At 61.8% G+C, this 22,075-nt stretch carries 21 protein-coding genes; 13 read left to right on the top strand and 8 right to left on the bottom strand.

All coding sequences use genetic code 11. The features are described 5' to 3' along the window. Positions 1-32: 32 nt before the first annotated feature. Positions 33-884: a glycine betaine ABC transporter substrate-binding protein gene (locus B9N88_RS24945; protein WP_027607053.1), complete on the bottom strand. Its 852-nt coding sequence runs from the start codon at positions 882-884 to the stop codon at positions 33-35. Positions 885-1,216: 332 nt separating this feature from the next. On the opposite strand from B9N88_RS24945, the gene B9N88_RS24935 reads away from it, so the two are divergent. Continuing rightward, positions 1,217-2,770, top strand: coding sequence for a glycoside hydrolase family 17 protein (locus B9N88_RS24935; protein ID WP_027607052.1), 1,554 nt, complete (start codon positions 1,217-1,219; stop codon positions 2,768-2,770). A gap of 80 nt (positions 2,771-2,850) precedes the next feature. Here B9N88_RS24935 and B9N88_RS24930 read toward each other — a convergent pair whose 3' ends face one another. Next, positions 2,851-3,219: a hypothetical protein gene (locus B9N88_RS24930; RefSeq protein ID WP_027607051.1), complete on the bottom strand. Its 369-nt coding sequence runs from the start codon at positions 3,217-3,219 to the stop codon at positions 2,851-2,853. A gap of 236 nt (positions 3,220-3,455) precedes the next feature. Between B9N88_RS24930 and B9N88_RS24925 the strand changes: the two genes are divergently transcribed. Continuing rightward, a complete protein-coding gene (locus B9N88_RS24925; protein ID WP_027607050.1) occupies positions 3,456-4,754 on the top strand; it encodes a serine/threonine protein kinase in 1,299 nt (432 codons plus the stop codon). After that, positions 4,747-5,535 carry an MlaA family lipoprotein gene (locus B9N88_RS24920; RefSeq protein WP_027607049.1) on the top strand — a complete coding sequence of 263 codons (789 nt, stop codon included), beginning with the start codon at positions 4,747-4,749 and terminating at the stop codon, positions 5,533-5,535. Before B9N88_RS24925 ends, B9N88_RS24920 begins: the two co-directional genes overlap by 8 nt. Positions 5,536-5,589: 54 nt before the next feature. Here the strand turns inward: B9N88_RS24920 and B9N88_RS24915 are convergent, their stop codons facing one another. Next, positions 5,590-6,504: a DUF808 domain-containing protein gene (locus tag B9N88_RS24915; RefSeq protein ID WP_027607048.1), complete on the bottom strand. Its 915-nt coding sequence runs from the start codon at positions 6,502-6,504 to the stop codon at positions 5,590-5,592. Between the two features lie 291 nt (positions 6,505-6,795). Between B9N88_RS24915 and B9N88_RS24910 the strand changes: the two genes are divergently transcribed. Next, positions 6,796-7,401, top strand: a complete 606-nt coding sequence (locus B9N88_RS24910) for a TetR/AcrR family transcriptional regulator (RefSeq protein WP_027607047.1) — start codon at positions 6,796-6,798, stop codon at positions 7,399-7,401. A 118-nt stretch (positions 7,402-7,519) separates the two neighbouring features. Here the strand turns inward: B9N88_RS24910 and B9N88_RS24905 are convergent, their stop codons facing one another. Further along, positions 7,520-7,960 carry a GlcG/HbpS family heme-binding protein gene (locus B9N88_RS24905; RefSeq protein WP_027607046.1) on the bottom strand — a complete coding sequence of 147 codons (441 nt, stop codon included), beginning with the start codon at positions 7,958-7,960 and terminating at the stop codon, positions 7,520-7,522. A gap of 256 nt (positions 7,961-8,216) precedes the next feature. On the opposite strand from B9N88_RS24905, the gene gcl reads away from it, so the two are divergent. The 8 genes from gcl to B9N88_RS24865 all read left to right on the top strand — a co-directional run bounded on the left by gcl (position 8,217) and on the right by B9N88_RS24865 (position 17,560). Then, entirely contained in the window at positions 8,217-9,992 is a 1,776-nt protein-coding gene (gene gcl / locus B9N88_RS24900) for a glyoxylate carboligase (RefSeq protein WP_027607045.1), read from the top strand. 10 nt (positions 9,993-10,002) lie between these two features. Further along, positions 10,003-10,785, top strand: a complete 783-nt coding sequence (hyi, locus tag B9N88_RS24895; protein WP_027607044.1) for a hydroxypyruvate isomerase — start codon at positions 10,003-10,005, stop codon at positions 10,783-10,785. A 172-nt stretch (positions 10,786-10,957) separates the two neighbouring features. Then, a complete protein-coding gene (locus B9N88_RS24890) occupies positions 10,958-11,848 on the top strand; it encodes a 2-hydroxy-3-oxopropionate reductase (protein ID WP_027607043.1) in 891 nt (296 codons plus the stop codon). Positions 11,849-11,902: 54 nt separating this feature from the next. Then, positions 11,903-13,183, top strand: a complete 1,281-nt coding sequence (locus B9N88_RS24885) for a glycerate kinase type-2 family protein (RefSeq protein ID WP_027607042.1) — start codon at positions 11,903-11,905, stop codon at positions 13,181-13,183. After that, positions 13,173-14,588, top strand: coding sequence for a pyruvate kinase (gene pyk / locus B9N88_RS24880; protein ID WP_027607041.1), 1,416 nt, complete (start codon positions 13,173-13,175; stop codon positions 14,586-14,588). The genes B9N88_RS24885 and pyk overlap by 11 nt, the downstream gene beginning before the upstream one ends. A gap of 139 nt (positions 14,589-14,727) precedes the next feature. Next, a complete protein-coding gene (locus tag B9N88_RS24875) occupies positions 14,728-15,603 on the top strand; it encodes an urea transporter (protein ID WP_027607040.1) in 876 nt (291 codons plus the stop codon). A 31-nt stretch (positions 15,604-15,634) separates the two neighbouring features. Continuing rightward, the gene (locus B9N88_RS24870; protein ID WP_027607039.1) at positions 15,635-16,459 is read left to right on the top strand and encodes an ion transporter; all 825 of its coding nucleotides are present in this window, start codon (positions 15,635-15,637) and stop codon (positions 16,457-16,459) included. Positions 16,460-16,555: 96 nt separating this feature from the next. Further along, positions 16,556-17,560, top strand: a complete 1,005-nt coding sequence (locus B9N88_RS24865) for a sulfate ABC transporter substrate-binding protein (RefSeq protein ID WP_027607038.1) — start codon at positions 16,556-16,558, stop codon at positions 17,558-17,560. A gap of 56 nt (positions 17,561-17,616) precedes the next feature. On the opposite strand, the gene B9N88_RS24860 is transcribed toward B9N88_RS24865, so the two are convergent. Then, complete coding sequence (locus tag B9N88_RS24860; protein ID WP_027607037.1) at positions 17,617-18,231, bottom strand: DUF5666 domain-containing protein; 615 nt, start codon at positions 18,229-18,231, stop codon at positions 17,617-17,619. A 141-nt stretch (positions 18,232-18,372) separates the two neighbouring features. On the opposite strand from B9N88_RS24860, the gene B9N88_RS24855 reads away from it, so the two are divergent. Continuing rightward, complete coding sequence (locus B9N88_RS24855; protein ID WP_081744462.1) at positions 18,373-19,569, top strand: MFS transporter; 1,197 nt, start codon at positions 18,373-18,375, stop codon at positions 19,567-19,569. Here B9N88_RS24855 and B9N88_RS24850 read toward each other — a convergent pair. The 3 genes from B9N88_RS24850 to B9N88_RS24840 all read right to left on the bottom strand — a co-directional run bounded on the left by B9N88_RS24850 (position 19,566) and on the right by B9N88_RS24840 (position 21,909). Next, positions 19,566-19,970, bottom strand: a complete 405-nt coding sequence (locus B9N88_RS24850) for a type II toxin-antitoxin system HicB family antitoxin (protein WP_027607035.1) — start codon at positions 19,968-19,970, stop codon at positions 19,566-19,568. The two genes, B9N88_RS24855 and B9N88_RS24850, sit on opposite strands and share 4 nt — an antisense overlap. Before the next feature lie 11 nt (positions 19,971-19,981). After that, complete coding sequence (locus B9N88_RS24845; RefSeq protein WP_027607034.1) at positions 19,982-20,170, bottom strand: type II toxin-antitoxin system HicA family toxin; 189 nt, start codon at positions 20,168-20,170, stop codon at positions 19,982-19,984. A gap of 242 nt (positions 20,171-20,412) precedes the next feature. After that, the gene (locus B9N88_RS24840; protein ID WP_051429388.1) at positions 20,413-21,909 is read right to left on the bottom strand and encodes a M10 family metallopeptidase C-terminal domain-containing protein; all 1,497 of its coding nucleotides are present in this window, start codon (positions 21,907-21,909) and stop codon (positions 20,413-20,415) included. Positions 21,910-22,075 lie beyond the last annotated feature (166 nt).

The raw sequence follows: 22,075 nt of genomic DNA, 5'->3' as shown, positions 1-22,075 counted from the left end.
CCCACAGGGGGTTGTATCAAGGCATTGGGGGGTTATTTACCGGTCCACTCGGCTACGCGCTCAGGGTGCTTGGCCACCCAGTCCTTGGCCGCTGCATCAGGCTTGGCGCCTTCCTGGATAGCGAGCATGACTTCGCCGATCTCATCCTTGGAGGCCCACTGGAATTTCTTCAGGAACGCCGCGACTTCCGGCGCTTTCTTCTCCAGGCCCTTGCTGCCGATGCTGTTGACGGTTTCAGCAGCACCATAAATCCCTTTTGGATCGTCCAGGAAACGCAGTTTCCACTTGGCGAACATCCAGTGTGGCACCCAGCCGGTGACCGCAATGGATTCCTGTTTGTCTTCGGCACGGGTCAGCTCGGCGATCATCGCCGCACCCGAACTGGCTTGCAGTTTGTAGTCGAGGCCGTACTGCTTGATGGCTTCGTCGGTCTTGAGCATCACGCCTGAACCGGCGTCGATGCCGACGATCTTGTTCTTGAAGGTGGTGTCGGTCTTGAGGTCTTCGATGGACTTGGCCTTGACGTACTCCGGCACGATCAAGCCGATCTTCGCATCCTTGAAGTTGGGGCCGTAGTCGACCACCTTGTCCTTGTTCTTGGTCCAATACTCGCCGTGGGTCACCGGCAGCCAGGCGGAGAGCATGGCATCGAGCTTGCCGGTGGCCACGCCCTGCCACATGATCCCGGTGGCGACCGCTTGCAGTTTGACGTCATAACCGAGCTTTTCCCTGATCACCTCTGCCGCCACATGCGTGGTGGCAACGCTGTCGGACCAGCCATCTACATAACCGATGCTCAGGGTTTTGCTGTCGGCGCTGGCCAGTGTGGAGCTCATCGCAACTACCAGAGTGGCAGCTGCGCCCAAGAGTCGTCGCATCTTCATCGTACTTCCCCGAAAGTGCTGCGCCCGACGGATGTCGAGCGACGTCAACCTGTTGTTATGTGGTGCGCCGCGCCCCCTTCACGCGCATCGATCCGGCTGCTGCGACATCAGTGGAGTGCTGACACGTCGATCATCAACCTGCCGCAGCCTTCGACCTGCTCTGTCAGCGACCTCATGCAAGCAAGAAACGACATCACATCGCCAGTAGGACTTTTTGTAGGACTTAACCCCACGATCCCGCCTGAACTTTGCATGTCAAAATTATGCAGCCCCACTGGGATAGCGCAAATCCGGGTAAGATGCGCGCCTTTGCTCCCCCAGATAAGCCGACCATGCCCGCGACTGCCCGCTTCCCTGCCCTGCCCTATTGCTTCGCTTTGATCCTCGGCCTGCTGGCCCTTGTCGGCTACTGGTATGGCCTCGGCCGGCCGGTGGTGCTGCCGGATGTGGCCAGTGCCAGTCACAAGCTGCAATGCGCGTCGTACACACCGTTCGACAAGGACCAATCGCCCTTCGACCAACCGTTCACACTGCGCCCCGCGCGCATGGACGCCGACCTGGCCCTGCTGGCCACCCGCTTCGAGTGCATCCGCACTTACTCCATGACCGGCCTGGAAGCCTTGCCGGACCTGGCGCGCAAGCATGGGTTAAAGGTGATGGCGGGCGCCTGGGTCAGCAGCGACCCGGTCGCGACCGAAAAAGAGGTCGACCAACTGATCGCCTCGGCGAATGCCAACCCCGATGTGGTTACCTCGGTGATCGTCGGCAACGAAGCGCTACTGCGCAAGGAAGTCACCGCCAAACAGCTGGTGGCGCTGATCCATAAGGTCAAAAGCCAGATCAAGCAGCCGGTCACCTACGCCGACGTCTGGGAGTTCTGGCTGCAGCACCCGGAAATCGCGCCGGCGGTGGACTTCCTGACCATCCACCTGCTGCCTTACTGGGAAGATGACCCCTCCGGCATCGACCAGGCCCTCAAGCATGTGGGCGATGTACGCCAGACCTTTGGCAACAAATTCGCGCCCAAGGACATATTGATCGGCGAGACGGGCTGGCCCAGCGAAGGCCGCCAACGCGAAACCGCGGTGCCAAGCCGGGTCAATGAGGCCAAGTTCATGCGTGGCTTCGTGGCCATGGCTGAAGCCAACGGCTGGCACTACAACCTGATCGAAGCGTTTGACCAGCCGTGGAAGCGCGCCAGTGAAGGTGCCGTGGGCGGTTACTGGGGCCTGTTCGATGCCGACCGCCAGGACAAGGGCATCCTCGCCGGGCCGGTGACCAATGTGCCGCACTGGCCGCTGTGGCTGGGGGTCGGCGGGATTATCCTGCTGGGCACGCTGGTGCTCGGTGGTCGCGTCCGCAGCACGCGCGCCGCGATCGCCCTGCCCCTGCTGGGTGCAGTGGCTGCCTGCGCCATCGGCACCTGGGCCGAACTGACCCGCGTGACTGCGCGCTTCAACGATGAGTGGGCATGGGCCGGTTTACTCGTGGCGCTGAACCTGCTGGTACTGGCCCACGCGGCCCTGGCCCTGAGTGCCCGTGAAGGCTGGCGCGAACGCCTGTTCAGCTGGCTGGAACACCGTGCCGGCTGGCTGGTGGCAATCGCCGGGTTCGCGGGCGCCGTGATGATGCTGGCACTGGTGTTTGACCCACGCTACCGCAGCTTCCCGAGTGCGGCGCTGCTGCTGCCGGCGTTGGTGTACCTGGTCCGTCCGGTGACCGGACCACGCCGGGAGATTGCCTTGCTGACCTTTATCATCGGGGCCGGCATTGCGCCACAGCTGTACCGTGAAGGCTTGCTGAACCAGCAGGCGTGGGGTTGGGCGGTGGTCAGTGGGTTGATGGTTGTGGCTTTGTGGCGGTGCTTGCGGATGCGCAAGGCTTAAGAGCGCCATCGGGGGCAAGCCCCCTCCCACCTTTGGACTGCGTTCTCATGTGGGAGGGGGGTTGCTCCCGATTGGTCTTGTCAGGCGCCCCGCGACTGCCTGACCAACCGCAACCCCGCAATCACCACCGCAAACACCGCAAAGGTGGTGTTGTACAACGCCAGTGCCGGAAAGCCGAACACCAGCCCCAGCACCGCCAAGCCCCAGCCCGCACGGCCCGGCACGAAAAACGCCAGCACCGAGGTCACCAGCGCGGCCCAGCCCAGCACCTTGAAGTGAATCATCAAGCCCAGGTTCGAACGTACCTGGCATTCCCAGCGGCTGGCCTCGTCGGCACAAATGCCGACCCACTGGCCATCTTCCATAAAGCCGTAACGCGCGCCATAACTGGCAGCCAGCCATAACGGCAGGGCAATAAGCAGCAAAATCAACGGCAAGCGGCGGGACATGGAGCACTCCGATAGGCAAAAACGGCGCTCAGCTTAATGCGCCGGCGGCCGTTAGCAAGGTGCATACACACAATTAGTGTTCACTAATGCATGGCAAAGTGTATCGTCTCGCTACTATTACCCCGAATCCGACGTTATTTTCCGACTTTTCGTGCCGAGAGCTGGCACTTCGGTGGCAACGCGGTGGTCATAGCCTGCGAACTTCATTAAGCACGTTTCCTCTTAGGGATTAAGTCATGCTCCGTTCCTTGCGCTGTGCTGCCTTACTGGGCAGCCTTTTTTTGAGTGCGTCAGCACTGGCCGTCGATATCGACCAAGCCAGCTATGGCTACCCTTTGACCAACCCATTCGAAGCGACCATCGCCACCACACCGCCTGACCTTCGGCCGACATTGCCGACCGATGACGAGATCAACCAGTCCGACTACACCCTGAACATGCGCCCCGAGCGCGAGTTCAGCCTGCCGGACAACTTCTGGGCAGTGAAGAAACTCACGTACCGCATCGCCAAGCAGGACCGGGCCGCGCCGCTGATCTTCCTGATCGCAGGCACCGGTGCGCGGTTTGACAGCAGCATCAACGAATACCTGAAAAAACTGTATTACCAGGCCGGCTACCACGTGGTGCAACTGTCGTCGCCCACCAGCTTCGACTTCATCGCCTCTGCGTCGCGCTTCGCCACCCCCGGCATCAGCCAGGAAGATGCCGAAGACATGTACCGCGTGATGCAGGCCGTGCGCGCCCAGAACGCTTCGCTGCCGGTGACCGACTTCTACCTCACCGGCTACAGCCTCGGCGCGCTGGATGCGGCATTTGTCAGCAAGCTCGACGAGACCCGCCGCAGCTTCAACTTCAAGAAAGTGCTGCTGCTCAACCCGCCGGTCAACCTCTACACCTCGATCACCAACCTCGACAAGCTGGTACAGACCGAGGTCAAGGGCATCAACAACACCACCACCTTCTATGAACTGGTGTTGAACAAGCTGACCCGTTACTTCCAGCAAAAGGGCTACATCGACCTCAACGACGCCCTGCTCTACGACTTCCAGCAATCCAAGCAGCACCTGACCAACGAACAGATGGCCATGCTGATCGGCACCTCGTTCCGCTTCTCGGCGGCCGACATCGCCTTTACTTCGGACCTGATCAACCGCCGTGGCCTGATCATCCCGCCGAAGTACCCGATCAGCGAAGGCACCAGCCTCACGCCGTTCCTCAAGCGCGCACTGCAATGCGACTTCGATTGCTACCTCACCGAACAGGTGATCCCAATGTGGCGCGCCCGCTCCGACGGCGGCAGCCTGTTGCAACTGGTTGACCAGGTCAGCCTGTACGCCCTCAAGGACTACCTGCACGCCAGCCCGAAAATCGCCGTCATGCACAACGCCGATGACGTGATCCTCGGCCCGGGCGACCTTGGTTTCCTGCGCAAGACCTTCGGCGATCGCTTGACCGTCTACCCCCTGGGCGGCCACTGCGGCAACCTCAATTACCGCGTCAACGCCGACGCCATGCTGGAGTTCTTCCGTGGCTAAATATCTTCTGCTGCTTGCCGCCCTGATGTGCGCAGGCGTTGCCAATGCCGACAACAGCAAGGCTCACGCGCCTGTGGTGATGGACTCCGACGGATTCAAGGAGCCGTTGAGCAAACTCAAGTTCAACCCGGGTCTGGACCAACGCGAATTCGAACGCTCGTCGGTCAACGCCCTCAACGTGTATGACCCGCTCGAATCGTGGAACCGCCGCGTGTACCACTTCAACTACCGCTTTGACCAATGGGTGTTCCTGCCGGTGGTCGACGGTTACCGCTACGTCACGCCAAGCTTCCTGCGCACCGGCGTGAGCAACTTCTTCAACAACCTGGGCGACGTGCCCAACCTGTTGAACAGCCTGCTGCAACTCAAGGGCCACCGTTCCCTGGAAACCACCGGGCGCCTGCTGCTCAACACCACCGTCGGCATCGCCGGCCTGTGGGACCCGGCGACCGCCATGGGCCTGCCGCGCCAGAGCGAAGACTTCGGCCAGACCCTGGGCTTCTACGGCGTGCCCGGCGGTGCCTACCTGGTGCTGCCGATCTTCGGCCCGTCGAACCTGCGCGACACCGGCGGCCTGCTGGTGGACTACACCGCCGAGTCCCAGATCAACTTCCTCAACGTCTCCGAAGTCAGCTCCAACCACCCGGAAATCTGGGCCCTGCGCGCGGTGGACAAGCGCTACCAGACCAGCTTCCGCTACGGTCAGATGAACTCGCCGTTCGAGTATGAGAAGGTGCGGTATATCTACACGGAATCGCGCAAGTTGCAGATTGCCGAGTAAATAACGCCCGTAAAAAAGGCCATTCGATTGAATGGCCTTTTTTGTGTCGGCGATTTATGCCCTGAGCGCTTTCCAGCTCTTGCCCACCACACTGACCACTGCCACTACCACCGCCCCGGCAACAATCCCCGCCACCGCATTCAGTAACGTCGGCATCAACCACGCCAATCCACCTGTGCTCTGGCTCACACCCTCGATCCAGTGATGCACCACCGGCACGCCATGGGTAAGGATGCCACCGCCGACCATGAACATCGCCGCCGTGCCGATCACCGACAGGCTCTTCATCATGTACGGTGCCGCCCGCAGGATGCCGCCACCGATACGGCGAGCCATCTGGCCAGGCTTCTGGGTAAGCCACAGGCCCAGGTCATCCAGCTTGACGATGCCAGCCACAAGCCCGTAGACGCCGATGGTCATGACGATGGCGATGCCCGACAACACGATCACCTGCTGCATCAGCTGCGCATCAGCCACGATACCGAGGGTGATCGCGATGATTTCCGCCGAGAGGATGAAGTCGGTGCGGATAGCGCCTTTGATCTTGTCCTTTTCGAAAGCCACCAGATCGGTCGCCGGGTCGGCCACGGCTTCGACCAATTGGGTGTGTTCGGCCTGGTCTTCAGCCTGGCTGTGCAGAAATTTATGCGCGAGTTTTTCGAAGCCTTCGAAACACAGGTACGCACCGCCGAGCATCAACAAGGGCGTCACCGCCCAGGGTGCAAAGGCGCTGATCAACAGCGCCGTCGGCACCAGGATCAGCTTATTGACGAATGACCCCTTGGCCACCGCCCACACCACGGGAATTTCCCGCTCGGCGCGCACACCGGAAACCTGCTGGGCGTTAAGCGCCAGGTCGTCACCCAGCACGCCGGAGGTCTTCTTCGCGGCCACCTTTGTCATCAAGGCAACGTCATCGAGTACCGCGGCGATATCATCAATCAACACCAACAAGCTGCTTCCTGCCATGAATCGGGCTTCCTTAAGAGAGGGATGGGCGGAGCATAACGCGGCGCAGGGCTTTGCGGGCACATTGTTGAGGCCCGCGGATAGCCGGTGCTACCATGCGCAACCGCCTGTCCTGGCAAGGAAACTCCCCGTGCTCAGTTTCATAGATACGTTTCTCTTTTGGCGAGTGGCTGTTGTCGTCAGGCAAGGAGCCGCGACGACTCATAGCTCGCTATGGGGAGGAGCGGCGACGCAGAATGGCGGCAACAGACGCCGTCAAACAGAAACAGTATCTGTGAGACTGAGCACTTTATGAGCACCATTCGCGAGCGCAACAAAGAAAAGATCCTGCGGGCGGCGAGCGAGGAGTTTGCCGACAAGGGCTTCGCCGCGACCAAAACCAGCGACATCGCCGCCAAGGCCGGGCTGCCCAAGCCCAACGTCTATTACTACTTCAAGTCCAAGGACAACCTCTACCGCGAGGTGCTCGAAAGCATTATCGAGCCGATCCTGGCGGCGTCCACGCCGTTCAACCCCGAGGGCGAGCCTTCAGCGGTGCTGAGCAACTACATCCGCTCGAAAATCCGCATCTCCCGCGACCTGCCCTTCGCCTCCAAGGTGTTCGCCAGCGAAATCATGCATGGCGCACCGCACCTGAGTGCCGAGCAGGTCCAACAACTCAATGCCCAGGCCAAGCACAATATCGACTGCATCCAGAGTTGGGTGGATCGCGGGGTGATCGCGGCTATCGACCCTCATCACCTGATGTTCAGCATCTGGGCGGCGACGCAGACCTATGCGGATTTCGACTGGCAGATTTCCGCGGTGACCGGCAAGGCCAAGCTGGATGAGGCCGATTATGAAGCGGCGGCGCAGACGATTATTCGGTTGGTGCTCAAAGGCTGCGCGCCGGACTGATGCACCGAGGTGCCTGTGCCAATCGGGGGCAAGCCCCCTCCTACCTATTGAACCGTGAATACGCTCAAGACTGTGGGAGGGGCTTGCTCCCGGTGAGGCCCTTACAGTCACACACCACTCAAGCTGATACCCCCGCATCCGCCCTCAACCCAAGCCCTTCGATCGCCGTGATCGCACACTGCTCATCAATATCCGACGTATCCCCGCTGATCCCGATCGCCCCCAGTACCGCCCCCGCCTGATCCCGAATCAACACCCCACCCGGCGCCGGCACCACGCTGCCTTGCCCCAGGCTGTTCAACGCCGCGATAAACGCCGGCCGTTGCTGTGCGTCCAGCGCCAGCAAGCGCGAGCCCTTGCCCAGCGCAATCGCGCCCCAGGCCTTGCCGATGGCGATGTGCGGGCGCAGCAGGCTGGCGCCGTCTTCGCGCTGCACGGTGATCAAGTGGCCACCGCTGTCGAGCACCGCAACGGTCAGCGGTGCGGCTGAGATCGTGCGCCCTGCGCTGAGGGCCTGGCTGGCCAGTTGGGTGGCAATCTTCAAGGTTAAAGCGCTCATGGTGCCGTCCTTCTTTTGTTATTGGGAAAGCGGTGGAGGTCTGTTTGATCAGATGCTCGATCAAACAAATAGAACACAATGACATTTATTTTTGTATACAATATTTTCAAACAAAGGCTCCACACGTCGAAAAAAGCGGTTCCGACGAACGCAAAGACCAACCAATAAAATGGATTGACCTGCGCCGCCCGCCGTGAATACACTTTGGACAGACACCACTTGTATACAATTACAAAACGCAAGAGGCACCAAAATCATGAGCAAAATGAGAGCAATCGAAGCCGCCGTCCTCGTCATGCGCCGCGAGGGCGTGGACACCGCCTTCGGTATCCCAGGCGCTGCGATCAACCCGCTGTACTCAGCCTTGCATAAGGTGGGTGGCATCGATCACGTCCTTGCTCGCCACGTTGAAGGCGCCTCGCACATGGCCGAGGGTTACACCCGCACCAAGGCCGGCAATATCGGCGTATGCATCGGCACCTCGGGCCCGGCGGGCACCGACATGGTCACCGGCCTCTACAGCGCCTCCGCCGACTCGATCCCGATCCTGTGCATCACCGGCCAGGCACCGCGGGCCCGCATGCACAAGGAAGATTTCCAGGCCGTGGACATCACCAGCATCGTCAAGCCGGTGACCAAGTGGGCGACCACCGTCCTCGAGCCGGGCCAAGTGCCGTACGCGTTCCAGAAAGCCTTCTATGAAATGCGCTCCGGGCGACCTGGTCCGGTGCTGATCGACCTGCCGTTCGACGTGCAGATGGCCGAGATCGAATTCGATATCGACGCCTACCAGCCGCTGCCACTGGCCAAGCCATTGGCCACCCGCATCCAGGTCGAAAAGGCCCTGGCCCTGCTGGATCAGGCTGAACGCCCGTTGCTGGTGAGCGGCGGCGGTGTGATCAACGCCGACGCCAGCGAGCTGCTGGTGGAGTTCGCCGAACTGACCGGCATCCCGGTGATCCCAACGCTGATGGGCTGGGGCACCATTCCCGACGATCACCCACAGATGGTCGGTATGGTCGGCCTGCAAACCTCCCACCGCTACGGCAACGCAACGCTGCTCAAATCGGACGTGGTGCTGGGTATCGGCAACCGTTGGGCCAACCGCCACACCGGTTCGGTCGAGGTCTACACCGAAGGGCGTAAATTCATTCACGTCGACATCGAACCGACGCAGATTGGTCGCGTATTCACCCCGGACCTGGGCATCGTGTCCGACGCCGGCTCCGCGCTGACGATGTTCATTGAAGTGGCCCGTGAGTGGAAAGCCGCCGGCAAGCTCAAGGACCGCAGTGCCTGGCTGCATGACTGCCAGCAGCGCAAGTCGACCCTGCAGCGCAAGACCCACTTCGACAACGTGCCGGTCAAGCCGCAACGGGTGTACGAAGAGATGAACCAGGTGTTCGGCAAAGACACCTGCTACGTCAGTACCATCGGCCTGTCGCAGATTGCCGGCGCGCAGTTCCTACATGTGTACAAGCCCCGCCACTGGATCAACTGCGGCCAGGCCGGCCCGTTGGGCTGGACCATTCCGGCGGCGCTGGGCGTGGTCAAGGCCGACCCGGGCCGCAAGGTGGTGGCGCTGTCCGGCGACTATGACTTCCAGTTCATGATCGAAGAGCTGGCCGTGGGCGCGCAGTTCAAGCTGCCGTACATCCACGTGGTGGTGAACAACTCTTACCTGGGGCTGATCCGCCAGGCCCAGCGCGGGTTTGAAATGGACTACTGCGTGCAATTGTCTTTCGACAACCTCAACGCACCGGAGCTGAACGGTTATGGCGTCGACCACGTCGCAGTTGCCGAAGGCCTGGGTTGCAAGGCCCTGCGCGTATTCGAGCCGGGGCAAATCCAGCCGGCATTGCGCCGCGCCGAGGAAATGATCGAAGAGTTCAAGGTGCCGGTGATCGTCGAGATCATTCTGGAGCGCGTGACCAATATTTCCATGGGCACCGAGATCAACGCCGTCAACGAATTCGAAGACCTGGCCCTGGTCGGCAACGATGCGCCGACCGCCATTTCCCTGCTCGATTAAGGAGAACCCTATGCCACGCTTTGCCGCCAACCTGTCCATGCTGTTTACCGAACAGGACTTTCTCGCGCGCTTCAAGGCCGCTGCCGAGGCCGGGTTCCAAGGTGTCGAGTACCTGTTCCCCTATGAATTCAGCTCGGCTGACATCAAGGCCCAGCTCGACACCCATGGCCTGACCCAGGTGCTGTTCAACCTGCCGGCCGGTGACTGGGCCAAGGGCGAACGCGGCCTGGCTTGCCACCCGGACCGGGTCGAGGAGTTCCGCGCCGGGGTCACCCTGGCCATCGCCTACGCCCAGGTGCTGGGCAATACCCAGATCAACTGCCTGGCGGGGATTCGGCCGCAGGGTGTGGATGATGAAACCGTGGAAAAGACCTTTGTCGCCAACCTCAAGTACGCCGCCGACAAGCTGCAAGCAGTAGGCATCAAGCTGGTCATGGAAATGATCAACACCCGCGACATTCCGGGCTTCTACCTCAACAACACCGCCCAGGCCCTGTCGATTCGCGAACAGGTGGGCAGTGACAACCTGTTCCTGCAGTACGACATCTACCACATGCAAATCATGGAAGGCGATCTGGCCCGGACCATGGCCGCGCACTTGGAGGAGATCAATCACATCCAGCTGGCGGACAACCCTGGGCGCAATGAGCCGGGAACCGGGGAGATCAACTACCGCTTCCTGTTCGAACATCTGGACCGCATCGGGTACGCGGGCTGGGTCGGCTGTGAATACAAGCCGCTGACCACCACCGAAGCGGGTTTGGGCTGGCTTAAAACCCACAACGCCGTCTAACCGACACCACACAAAATCTTGTGGGAGGGGGTTTGCTGTGGTGATGGGGGGCTTTACCACTGCCCCCCATGGGGCTGCTACGCAGCCAGCGCGGGACAAGCCCGCTCACCACAACAAGCCCGCTCACCACTGCAAGCCCAGCGCCCACAGAGCATAAAAAGAGGATTTCATCATGGCTAAAATCGGATTTATCGGCACCGGCATCATGGGCCAACCCATGGCCGCAAACCTGCAGAAAGCCGGTCATCAACTGTTGCTTTCCGAACACCACGGCAAGGCGCCGGCCGAGCTGATCAGCGCCGGCGCAGTGGCCCTGGCCACCCCGCAGCAAGTGGCCCAGGAAGCCGAGTTCATTATCGTCATGGTCCCCGACACCCCGCAGGTCGACGACGTGCTGTTCCGCGCCGACGGTGTGGCGGCGGGCCTGTCGCCGAACAAGGTGGTGATCGACATGAGTTCGATCTCTCCCACAGCCACCAAGGCGTTTGCGGCAAAGATCAACGAGCACGGCGCGCAGTACCTCGACGCCCCGGTGTCCGGCGGTGAAGTCGGCGCCAAGGCCGGTACCTTGAGCATCATGGTCGGTGGCGAACCACAGACCTTCGAACGTGCCCTGCCGCTGTTCCAGAGCATGGGCAAGAACATCACCCTGGTGGGCGGCAATGGCGATGGCCAGACCGCCAAAGTGGCCAACCAGATCATCGTCGCGCTGAATATCCAGGCGGTGGCCGAAGCGCTGCTGTTCGCCTCCAGGAACGGCGCCGACCCGGCCAAGGTACGTGAAGCGCTGATGGGCGGCTTTGCCTCATCAAAGATCCTCGAAGTGCACAGCGAACGCATGATCAAGGGCACCTTCGATCCGGGTTTCCGCATCAACCTGCACCAGAAGGACCTGAACCTGGCCCTGGCCGGTGCCAGGGAACTGGGGATCAACCTGCCGAACACCGCCGGCACCCAGCAGGTGTTCAGCACCTGCGCGGCGCTTGGCGGCGGTAACTGGGACCACTCGGCGCTGATCAAGGGGCTGGAGCATATGGCGAATTTCTCGATTCGCGATAAGTAATCCCCCTTTGAAAGGGCTGTACCTCTAATAACAAAAATACCCGGGAGCCCGCTTATGTCGGTCGATCCGCAACACCTGCTTCGCGAGCTGTTTGCCACAGCCATCGATGCCGCCCACCCCCGGCACGTCCTCGAACCCTGCCTGCCCGCCGACCGCAGCGGCCGCGTGATCGTGATCGGCGCCGGCAAGGCGGCGGCCGCCATGGCGCTGGTCGTCGAGAATTGCTGGCAAGGCGACGTCTCAGGCCTGGTGGTGACCCGCTACGGCCACGGCGCCCCTTGCCAGAAAATCGAAGTGGTCGAAGCCGCCCACCCGGTGCCCGATGCCGCCGGCCTGGCGGTGGCCAAGCGCGTGCTGGAATTGATCAGCAACCTGAGCGAAGACGACCGGGTGATCTTCCTGCTCTCCGGCGGCGGCTCGGCACTCCTGGCACTGCCTGCCGAAGGCATCAGCCTGGCCGACAAGCAGGCCATCAACAAAGCCCTGCTCAAATCCGGCGCCACCATTGGCGAGATGAATTGCGTACGCAAGCACCTCTCGGCGATCAAGGGCGGTCGGCTGGCAAAGGCGGCCTGGCCGGCCACGGTCTACACCTACGCGATTTCCGATGTGCCGGGCGACCAGGCCACGGTCATCGCCTCCGGCCCCACGGTCGGCGACCCGAGCACTTCGCAACAGGCTCTGGCAATCCTCAAGCGCTACGGTATCGATGCCCCGGCGTCCGTGCGCAGCTGGTTGCAGAACCCGGCCTCGGAAACCGTCAAGCCCGGCGACCCGGTACTCGCCCGCAGCCACTTCCAGTTGATCGCACGCCCACAACAATCACTGGAAGCGGTCGCGGTGAAAGTCCGCCAGGCCGGTTTCAGCGCGCTGATCCTCGGCGACCTGGAAGGCGAAGCACGGGACGTGGCCAAAGTGCACGCCGGCATCGCGCGGCAAATCGTGCAGCACGGCCAGCCGTTGGCGGCGCCGTGCGTGATCCTCTCCGGTGGGGAAACCACCGTCACCGTGCGCGGCAATGGCCGTGGCGGGCGCAACGCCGAATTCCTGTTGAGCCTGACCGACAGCCTCAAAGGCCTGCCGGGCGTGTACGCCCTGGCCGGCGACACCGACGGCATCGACGGCTCGGAAGACAACGCCGGCGCAATCATGACCCCATGCAGCTATGCGCGCGCCGAAGCCCTGGGCCTGTCGGCCAGCGACGAGCTGGACAACAACAACGGTTATGGCTACTTCGCCGCCCTCGACGGCTTGATCGTTACCGAGCCGACCCGCACCAATGTCAATGACGTGCGCGCCATCCTGATCCTTGAGACTGCCCGCCATGACGCCTGACAAGAAGGTCAAGATCCTCGCCACCCTGGGCCCGGCCACCGACGGTATCGACGACATCCGCGAGCTGGTGCAAGCCGGGGTGAATATCTTCCGCCTCAACTTCAGCCACGGTGAGCATGCCGATCACGCCCGGCGCTACCACTGGATTCGCCAGGTGGAGCGCCAGCTCAACTACCCGCTGGGCATCCTCATGGACCTGCAAGGGCCGAAGCTGCGCGTCGGCACGTTTGCCGAGGGCAAGGTGCAACTGGTGCGTGGCCAGGCCCTGCGCCTGGACCTGGACCCGACGCCGGGTGACCAGCGCCGGGTCAACCTGCCCCACCCGGAAATCATCGCCGCCCTGGAACCGGGCATGGACCTGTTGCTCGACGACGGCAAGCTGCGCCTGCGCGTGATCACCCGGCACGCCGATGCCATCGACACCACCGTACTGAATGGCGGCGAGTTGTCCGACCGTAAAGGCGTCAACGTCCCACAAGCCTTGCTGGAACTCAGCCCGCTCACCGCCAAGGACCGTCGCGACCTGAGCTTCGGCCTGGAGCTGGGTGTGGACTGGGTGGCGCTGTCGTTTGTGCAGCGCCCGGAAGACATCCGCGAGGCTCGCGAGCTGATCGGCGACAAGGCCTTCCTGATGGCCAAGATCGAGAAGCCCTCAGCCGTACAACGCCTGCGGGAAATCGCCGAGCTGAGCGACGCGATCATGGTGGCCCGGGGCGACCTGGGCGTGGAAGTGCCGGCGGAGAGCGTGCCGCAAATCCAGAAAGACATCATCCGCACCTGCCGCCAGTTGGGCAAACCGGTGGTAGTGGCGACGCAGATGCTGGAGTCCATGCGCTTTTCGCCGGCGCCAACCCGCGCGGAAGTGACGGATGTCGCCAATGCAGTGGCCGAAGGCGCGGATGCGGTGATGCTGTCGGCGGAAACCGCGTCGGGCGAGTACCCGCTGGAAGCCGTGCAGATGATGAGCAAGATCATCCGCCAGGTGGAAAACGGCCCGGACTACCAGACCCAACTCGACGTCAGCCGGCCCAAGGCCGATGCCACGGTGTCGGACGCCATCAGCTGCGCGATCCGGCGCATCAGCAGCATCCTGCCGGTGGCGGTGCTGGTGAACTACAGCGAGTCGGGCAGCTCCAGCCTGCGCGCGGCGCGGGAACGGCCGGTGGCGCCGATTCTCAACCTCACGCCGAACCTGTCCACCGCACGCCGCTTGAGTGTGGCGTGGGGCGTGCATTCGGTGGTCAATGATCGACTGAGGCAGGTGGATGAGGTGTGTTCCACCGCGCTGGAGATTGCCCAGGCCCAGGGCATGGCGCAGCGCGGGGATACCTTGGTGATTACTGCCGGGGTGCCGTTCGGGCAGCTGGGGTCGACCAACTCCTTGCGCATAGAGACGCTGATCTAGCGCCTGTAGAGGCCCCATCGGGGGCAAGCCCCCTCCCACATTGGACTGCATTCACACATCTAACTATGTGAACCCCGATCAAGTGTGGGAGGGGGCTTGCCCCCGATGGAGACAACTCGGTCCCACTGACTCACTAAACATGCACAACCCAACCTGCCCCGACTGGGCCGAAGCCCTGCTCAACGGCTTCAGCCAGATCTTCCTGCAACGCCATCCGCTGTGCGGCCTGCTGTGCCTGTTGGCGATCCTGGTCGGCGCTCCGGCCTTGCTCGGCGGTGCACTGCTGGGTGGTGTCGCCGGGTTGCTCACGGCCCAGCGGCGCGGCTATCCCAAGGCCGAGCGCCAGGCGGGTGTCTATAGCTACAACGGCGTATTGCTGGGCCTGTTGATCAGCCAGCATTTCGCCTGGTCGGCGTTGTTGCCGCCGCTGATCCTGGCGTGCGGCGGCCTGAGCGCGATCCTCACGCGGCAGTGGCTGAAACACGCCAGCCGGCCGCATGACCTGCCCGCCTACACCGCGCCCTTTGTCGGCCTGGGCTGGCTGCTGCTGGGCAGCGTCCCACACAGTGCCTTGGCCCTGGGCGAGCCCGATACCCTGGCGGTGCTCGGCGCGCCGTTCACCGGCCTCGCGCAAATCATGCTGCTGGACCAGCCGCTGGCGGGCGTGCTGATTGCCCTCGGCCTGTGGCTGGCGAACCGGCGTGCCGCGGTCTGGGCCGTGATCGGCGCCAGCAGCGGCGTACTGATCGGATGGCTGCTGGACGACACCAGCGCCGCCCTCCTCGGCCTGCACAGCTACAACCCCGCTCTCGCGGCCCTGGCGCTGAGCCAGGCACGGCGCCAACCCTGGCTGCCGCTGCTCGGCATCCTGCTGGCGATCCTTCTCACACCGGGCTTTGCCGCCGTGCACCTGCCCGCACTCACCGCGCCGTTTATCCTCGCCTGCTGGCTGGTACGCGCCGGCGCCCGAATACTCAGGAAACCCCGCATGGACAGCCCCTTCGAATCCCCCTAGGCTTGCTCGATATTCGATTCAGGCGGGCTTTATGGACAGCAACAACGACTGGCGTCAGCGGCTCTACATCATGGTTTTTCAGAGCGACACCGTCGCCGGGCGGCGCTTTGACGGCATCCTGCTGTTGATCATCCTCGCCAGCCTGGTGATCGTGATGCTCGACAGCATCGACCAGGTCCACCAGAACTACGCCGATGTGCTGGCCTACATTGAATGGGGCTTCACCCTGATCTTCCTGATCGAGTACGGGTTGCGCCTGTACTGTTCGCCCAAGCCGTTGCGCTACGCCTTCAGCTTTTACGGGCTGGTGGATCTGCTCGCCATCGTGCCCGGCATCCTTGCGCTGTACTACAGCGACGCGCAATACCTGCTGATCATCCGCATCATCCGCATGCTGCGGATTTTCCGCGTGCTCAAGCTCAGCCCGTACCTCAAGCAGGCCAACTACCTGATGGCGGCGCTGCGCGGCAGCAAGCAGAAGATCGTGGTGTTCCTGGTGAGCGTATGCACCCTGGTCACGGTGTTCGGCACCTTGATGTATGTGATCGAAGGGCCGGAGCACGGCTTCACCAGTATCCCCAAAGGCATCTATTGGGCGATCGTGACGCTGACCACTGTGGGCTTTGGCGATATCGTGCCCAAGACGCCGTTGGGCCAGGTGATTTCGTCGCTGGTGATGATCACCGGTTACTCGATCATCGCCGTGCCCACGGGTATTTTTACGGCCGAACTGGCCAGTGCCATGCGTGGTGAGCAACTGCAGCACGACTGCCCGGTGTGCAGGAAAAACAGCCATGAGCCCAACGCGGCGTTCTGTTCGCGCTGTGGCAGCGCTCTTTTTAAGAAAGTGGAATAAGCAAAGTTCTTTTTAATCTTTAAGCGACTAAGTGCCCCCGGCTATAGTCGCTGGCAATGTGCCTCCCCTCTTCTCCCGAACAACAAGGAATGAGCAGTGAAAAAACTCGTAAGCGCCTCTCTCCTGGCCGCCGGCCTTGCCCTTGCGGGCGCCGTCCAGGCCGCCCCGGTCACTCTGCTCAACGTCTCCTACGACGTGATGCGCGATTTCTACAAGGACTACAACGCCGCCTTCCAGAAGCACTGGGAAGCCGAGCACCCGAACGACAAGCTGACCCTGCAGATGTCCTTCGGCGGTTCCAGCAAACAAGCGCGCTCGGTGATCGACGGCCTGCCGGCTGACGTGATTACCATGAACATGGCCACCGACATCAACGCCCTGGTCGACAACGGCAAACTGGTGCCGGACAACTGGGTCACCCGCCTGCCGAACAACAGCGCGCCGTTTACCTCGGCCACCGTGTTCATCGTGCGCAAGGGCAACCCGAAAGCCCTGAAAGACTGGCCGGACCTGCTCAAGGATGGCGTGCAGGTGATCGTGCCCAACCCGAAAACCTCGGGTAACGGCCGCTACACCTACCTGTCGGCCTGGGGTTATGTGCTCAAGAACGGCGGCGACGAAGACAAGGCCAAGGCCTTTGTCGGCAAGCTGTTCAAACAGGCGCCCGTGCTGGACACCGGTGGCCGCGCCGCCACCACCACGTTCATGACCAACCAGATCGGCGACGTGCTGGTGACCTTCGAGAACGAAGCGGAAATGATCGCCCGTGAATTCGGTCGCGATCAGTTCGAAGTGATCTACCCAAGCGTCTCCGCCGAAGCTGAGCCGCCGGTGTCGGTGGTGGATAAAGTGGTCGAGAAGAAAGGCACCCGCGTGGCGGCTGAAGACTACCTGAAGTACCTGTGGTCGCCGCAAGGCCAGGAAATCGCTGCCAACAACTACCTGCGCCCGCGTGACCCGAAGGTGCTGGCCAAGTACACCGACCGCTTCCCGAAAGTCGACTTCCTGTCGGTGGAGAAGACCTTTGGTGACTGGCGCACCGTGCAGAAAACCCACTTCAATGATGGTGGGGTTTTCGACCAGATCTACTCCGGTCAGTAACTGACAAATGTGGGAGGGGGCTTGAACCCTCCCACATTTAGATCCGGGTTTTGCAGTTACATCGGCGGTGTCACGCCATCCTTGCCGGCTGAAATGGCTTGGGCAGTGATTTTCCCATCCGCCCCCTGCGCGGCAAACAACACCACCTTCACCCCCGGCTTGAGCAAGCTGCGGTCCCCCGGTTCCAGGTTGACGATCGGCACATCCTCCGGCACCACGATCTTCTGTTCGCCGCCTTTGTATTTCACGGTCAACGTCCGCCCTTTGCTGACCACCAGGTCGCCGACGGTGCCGTTGGTCATGCTGCTGCCTTCCTTCAGGTCAAACGCCCGATGCCCGTCCCCCGTGCCGGCCATGGCCGGTGGGAACACATGCACTTCCAGCGCCGTCAGGGTGCCGTCGGCGTTGGGCATGGCGGCCGAGCCGATGTAGCTGCCGGGTTTTATTTCGTCGATCCTGGCCAGGGTAACGGCGCGCACCTGGGTGTCCTTGGTCAGGTGCACGGTGACGTCTTCACCGCTGTTGACCTTGACCTGCATCGCATCACCGTCCATCGCGGTGATTGCCCCGCGTACGCCTACGCGCGGTGCATCGGCGGCATTGGCCAGGCCGAGGGCCATCGCAACAGCGAGGCTTGAAGCCAGGAGTATCTTGTTGAGCGTGATTTTCATGGCGCTGGATTTCCTGTTTCGGCAGTTGTTTCTGAATGTATCATCACCCGGCATAAGTGATATCACCACAAACGGCCTACTCGCCGTTGAGCCTTGTCTTTACTCTCGCTCGCCATCTACCTTCGCTTTTATGAGAACACCATGAATGCTACCCCCCATGCTACGAGCACCATGACCCGCGCAATGGTGATGCTGTTTGCGTTTTGCTGCGGCGCCATCGTCGCCAACATCTACTACGCCCAGCCGATCATCGAACTGATCGCACCGGACATCGGCCTCACCCCGGCGATGGCCAGCCTGATTGTGTCCCTGACGCAGATCGGCTATGCCCTCGGCCTGTTCTTCCTGGTCCCCCTGGGCGACCTGCTGGAAAACCGCAAGCTGATGATCATCACGACCCTGGTGGCGATTGCCAGCCTGCTGGGTGCGGCCTTTACCGAACAACCGAACCTGTTCCTGCTGGTGTCGTTGCTGATCGGCTTCAGTTCGGTGTCGGTACAGATCCTGATCCCCCTGGCCGCACACCTGGCGCCCGCCGAGTCTCGGGGTCGGGTGGTCGGCAGCATCATGGGTGGGCTGCTGTTGGGCATCCTGCTGGCGCGGCCAGTGTCCAGCGTCGTGGCTGACCATTTTGGCTGGCGCGCGATGTTCATGGCCGCCGCCGCGTTGATGGTATTTATCAGCGTGGTGCTGATGCTGACCATCCCCAAGCGCCAGCCGGACCACAGCGCCAGCTATGGCCAATTGCTGCGCTCCCTGGGCACCCTGTTGCGAGAACAACCGCTGCTGCGTCAACGCGCGTTTTACCAAGGTTGCATGTTCGCCACGTTCAGCCTGTTCTGGACCGCCGCCCCGCTGGAGCTGGTGCGCAACCACGGCCTGAGCCAGACCCAGATCGCGATCTTCGCCCTGGTCGGTGCTATCGGCGCCATTGCCGCCCCCATCGCCGGACGCCTGGCCGATGCCGGTCACACCCACCGCGCATCGCTGCTGGCCATGGTCTTTGCGGTATTGAGCTTCCTGCCGGCCTTCGTGCACCCGCTGTACAGCGTCATCGGCCTGGCGGTGACCGGCGTGGTTCTGGACTTCTGCGTGCAGATGAACATGGTCCTCGGCCAACGCGCCATCTATGCACTCGACGCCAACAGCCGCAGCCGCTTGAACGCGCTGTACATGACCAGCATCTTCATCGGTGGTGCCTTCGGCTCGGCGATTGCCAGCAGCGTGTACGAACACGGCGGCTGGCTGGGTGTGATGCTGGTGGGCAGCGCGTTCCCGCTGGTGGCGTTGTTGCGGTTCCTCAGTGCGTCGCGGCAAACGGCTGTCGCCACCGCCTAGGAACGCACCAACTTCTCCAAAGCCGCATCCGCCAGAAATGACGAGCGGCTTTTGACCTTGTGCTCGCGCACATACCGGTCAATTCGCTGGATGACATAGCCGGGCAAGGTCACATTGACCTTCTCGGTCTTGCCCAGATACGGCGAGATGTCCAGTTCCAGCATGCCCCAGCCCATCCCGGCATAGTCTTCATGGGTGTGATGAGTGCCCACCGACCTTGGCATCGGAATCACCCCGCCCTCGGCGGCGATCTCCTGCAGCAGGATGTGCGCGACTTCCACCGCGGCGTTGTAGGCCTCTTCGAAACTGTCCCCGGCGGTGACTGCGCCTGGAATATCGGGGATCTGGATACCGGTGGCGGTGAAGTCATCGCCCCATTCGATACAGATTGGGTATTGCATGAATGCTCTCCTTAAAACTGAAACAGCCCGGCACGTTTCCTGATGCTTCTGATGGTGCCCAGCGGCAGATCCTTCTTCGGATGCGGCACCGGGATCGTGTACGGGTTATAGCGGTGGGTAAAAATAGGATGACTGCCCGTGACCCGATCCAGCACCCAACCCGCCTCTTGCAGCGCCTTGATCAATAGCCTGCCTTGCACACCAGCCTCCTTGGCTCGGCCTAAATAAAAGCAACCCTAGAGTTATCTTTACTCAAGCACAAAATAGGTCAGGCTGACTGATGGTTGTTTTGCGCGATGTTGAAAACCGCCAACCGAATGACATGCCATGGGTATTCCCCACAGGCTTGTCTGTGCATGGCAAGGGCCAGGGCGCCGGCGTTTGCCGACCATGGCAGGCGCTGATCAAGGCCTGAGCCTGTCAGCGCCTCGTCATGGCAGTGTTATCTGCGGGCATCCGACGGCTGGACGATGTTTTGTATCCACTGCAACAAGGCTGAGAACGCCTTGATCATTACCTCGCGTAACGCTGCAAGCGGGTCCGTGCTGCTATCCAGCGGGGGCGCCGGCGGCGGCGCAGGGGCCGGTGTGGGGACAACCTTCGGTGCGGGTTTAACCTCCGGCTTTTGCCCCTGCCACTGCACATCGCCGGGTTTGATCTGGCCAATGCTCTTGACCACCAGGTCGGCGCTGCCGCTCCCCTTCAGATCTATCTCCAGGCTTGAACGCCCGGTGGCCGCGTCGTGCCTGAGCAATGCCTCGCCGGCGCGACCAGAGAATCGATCAGTGAACGTCAGGGCACCGACGCGCGCCTCTTTCAATGCACCCGAGACGTCAATCTTGTCCGTCCCGCTGGTAAAGTCCTCGATCAGGTCAGGCTGCTGCGGTGTGGAGTCGCTGGCCTTGTCGTAGTCAAAAATATCCGCCCCGCCGCCGCCCCGCAGCCTGTCTGCACCCAAGCCGCCCTTGAGCCGATTGTCCGCGTCATTCCCCGTCAAGACATCACGTCCGGCCCCTCCGATGGCGTTTTCAACCACGCAGCCCTTGGCGATGGAAACATTGCCCTTCAAGCCGCCCACATCAGAAAACGACTCGGCTTTCAAATTGATGTTCTGGTTCTGGGAAAACCCGGAACAATCCAGGGTGTCGTTACCGCCCCCATCCCATATGCAAAAGATAGCTTTATCCCTCGCACTGGTGAGGGTCATGGCGTCGCGGCCGGTATTGGAATTGAAGCCGTAGGTGGTGTCGGTGTTGCGGGTTTTGTGATTGGCCCCATAGAGCCGCTGAGCGGCTGCGATGTCATCCATCATCGGGGCAGAGGGATTCGAATACCGAAAATTATGGCCGGCCTGGTTCGTCTCCGACCAGTAGCTCATCACACTGCGTGCCTTGGTATCGCCGGCATACCTGGCACCATTGTTGTAATCAGCGCCGCCGCCATTGTAGTCACCCGGATGCTGCAGGCCGATGGCGTGGCCGATTTCATGCACGGTAGTGACTGAAAAGTGACTGCCCTGCGCCGGCGAACTACTTTCTCGCAGTGTGCCGACCGTGGCCGTGGTGGTGGTAATGCCGCGCGAGGGTGAGCTGGCGACGCCACGGTCACCGTGCGGGTTGTTTTTGATGTGAACCGTGCCGTCGGCGCCGGCTGCCCGCTCCTTGAAACTGATGTTGGCCACGTCCTCCCAATATTGCACCGCCTGGCGCACTCGGCGCTGCTGCGCGGCGCTGAACGTCGGGTCCACCGTATAGGAGAGATCGATCCGCTTGTCGCCATTACGGTCGTGGAAGTGCAGGTTGTCGCGGGTGATGTACTTTCCGGCCTGTTCCGTCGTGAAGGTTGGTTTGCGACCGGCGCCCACACCATAGGGGCCAGGATCGGAAGGCGGCAGGTTTTCAAGTGAGAAGTTGAGCCGAGAACGTTCAGAGCAAATCATGGGACAGTGCGCTCCCTATAGTAAGTTGATGAGTCGAGTCAATCAGAATCGACGCAATAAACTCCCATGCAGAAAACGCTCAGGACAGCGCTGATTTAGTTCGTACTGAAACACCTTAAGGCGGCGCAACATGCGCTAAGACAGGCACTAAACCACTTGCAATTTA

The sequence above is a fragment of the Pseudomonas sp. LAMO17WK12:I1 genome (genome assembly GCF_900177315.1).
Lineage (GTDB): Bacteria > Pseudomonadota > Gammaproteobacteria > Pseudomonadales > Pseudomonadaceae > Aquipseudomonas > Aquipseudomonas marginalis.
This window is presented reverse-complemented; position numbering and strand designations above follow the sequence as displayed.

Coding starts and splice junctions, on each gene's coding strand:
- B9N88_RS24850 (WP_027607035.1), bottom strand. CDS start 19,970: ATGCAATACCCAATCTGTATCGAATGGGGCGATGACTTCACCGCCACC.
- B9N88_RS24905 (WP_027607046.1), bottom strand. CDS start 7,960: ATGAGCGCTTTAACCTTGAAGATTGCCACCCAACTGGCCAGCCAGGCC.
- B9N88_RS24945 (WP_027607053.1), bottom strand. CDS start 884: ATGAAGATGCGACGACTCTTGGGCGCAGCTGCCACTCTGGTAGTTGCG.
- B9N88_RS24860 (WP_027607037.1), bottom strand. CDS start 18,231: ATGAAAATCACGCTCAACAAGATACTCCTGGCTTCAAGCCTCGCTGTT.
- hyi (WP_027607044.1), top strand. CDS start 10,003: ATGCCACGCTTTGCCGCCAACCTGTCCATGCTGTTTACCGAACAGGAC.
- B9N88_RS24855 (WP_081744462.1), top strand. CDS start 18,373: ATGAATGCTACCCCCCATGCTACGAGCACCATGACCCGCGCAATGGTG.
- B9N88_RS24935 (WP_027607052.1), top strand. CDS start 1,217: ATGCCCGCGACTGCCCGCTTCCCTGCCCTGCCCTATTGCTTCGCTTTG.
- B9N88_RS24840 (WP_051429388.1), bottom strand. CDS start 21,909: ATGATTTGCTCTGAACGTTCTCGGCTCAACTTCTCACTTGAAAACCTG.
- B9N88_RS24885 (WP_027607042.1), top strand. CDS start 11,903: ATGTCGGTCGATCCGCAACACCTGCTTCGCGAGCTGTTTGCCACAGCC.
- B9N88_RS24870 (WP_027607039.1), top strand. CDS start 15,635: ATGGACAGCAACAACGACTGGCGTCAGCGGCTCTACATCATGGTTTTT.
- B9N88_RS24915 (WP_027607048.1), bottom strand. CDS start 6,504: ATGGCAGGAAGCAGCTTGTTGGTGTTGATTGATGATATCGCCGCGGTA.
- pyk (WP_027607041.1), top strand. CDS start 13,173: ATGACGCCTGACAAGAAGGTCAAGATCCTCGCCACCCTGGGCCCGGCC.
- B9N88_RS24930 (WP_027607051.1), bottom strand. CDS start 3,219: ATGTCCCGCCGCTTGCCGTTGATTTTGCTGCTTATTGCCCTGCCGTTA.
- gcl (WP_027607045.1), top strand. CDS start 8,217: ATGAGCAAAATGAGAGCAATCGAAGCCGCCGTCCTCGTCATGCGCCGC.
- B9N88_RS24890 (WP_027607043.1), top strand. CDS start 10,958: ATGGCTAAAATCGGATTTATCGGCACCGGCATCATGGGCCAACCCATG.
- B9N88_RS24925 (WP_027607050.1), top strand. CDS start 3,456: ATGCTCCGTTCCTTGCGCTGTGCTGCCTTACTGGGCAGCCTTTTTTTG.
- B9N88_RS24875 (WP_027607040.1), top strand. CDS start 14,728: ATGCACAACCCAACCTGCCCCGACTGGGCCGAAGCCCTGCTCAACGGC.
- B9N88_RS24910 (WP_027607047.1), top strand. CDS start 6,796: ATGAGCACCATTCGCGAGCGCAACAAAGAAAAGATCCTGCGGGCGGCG.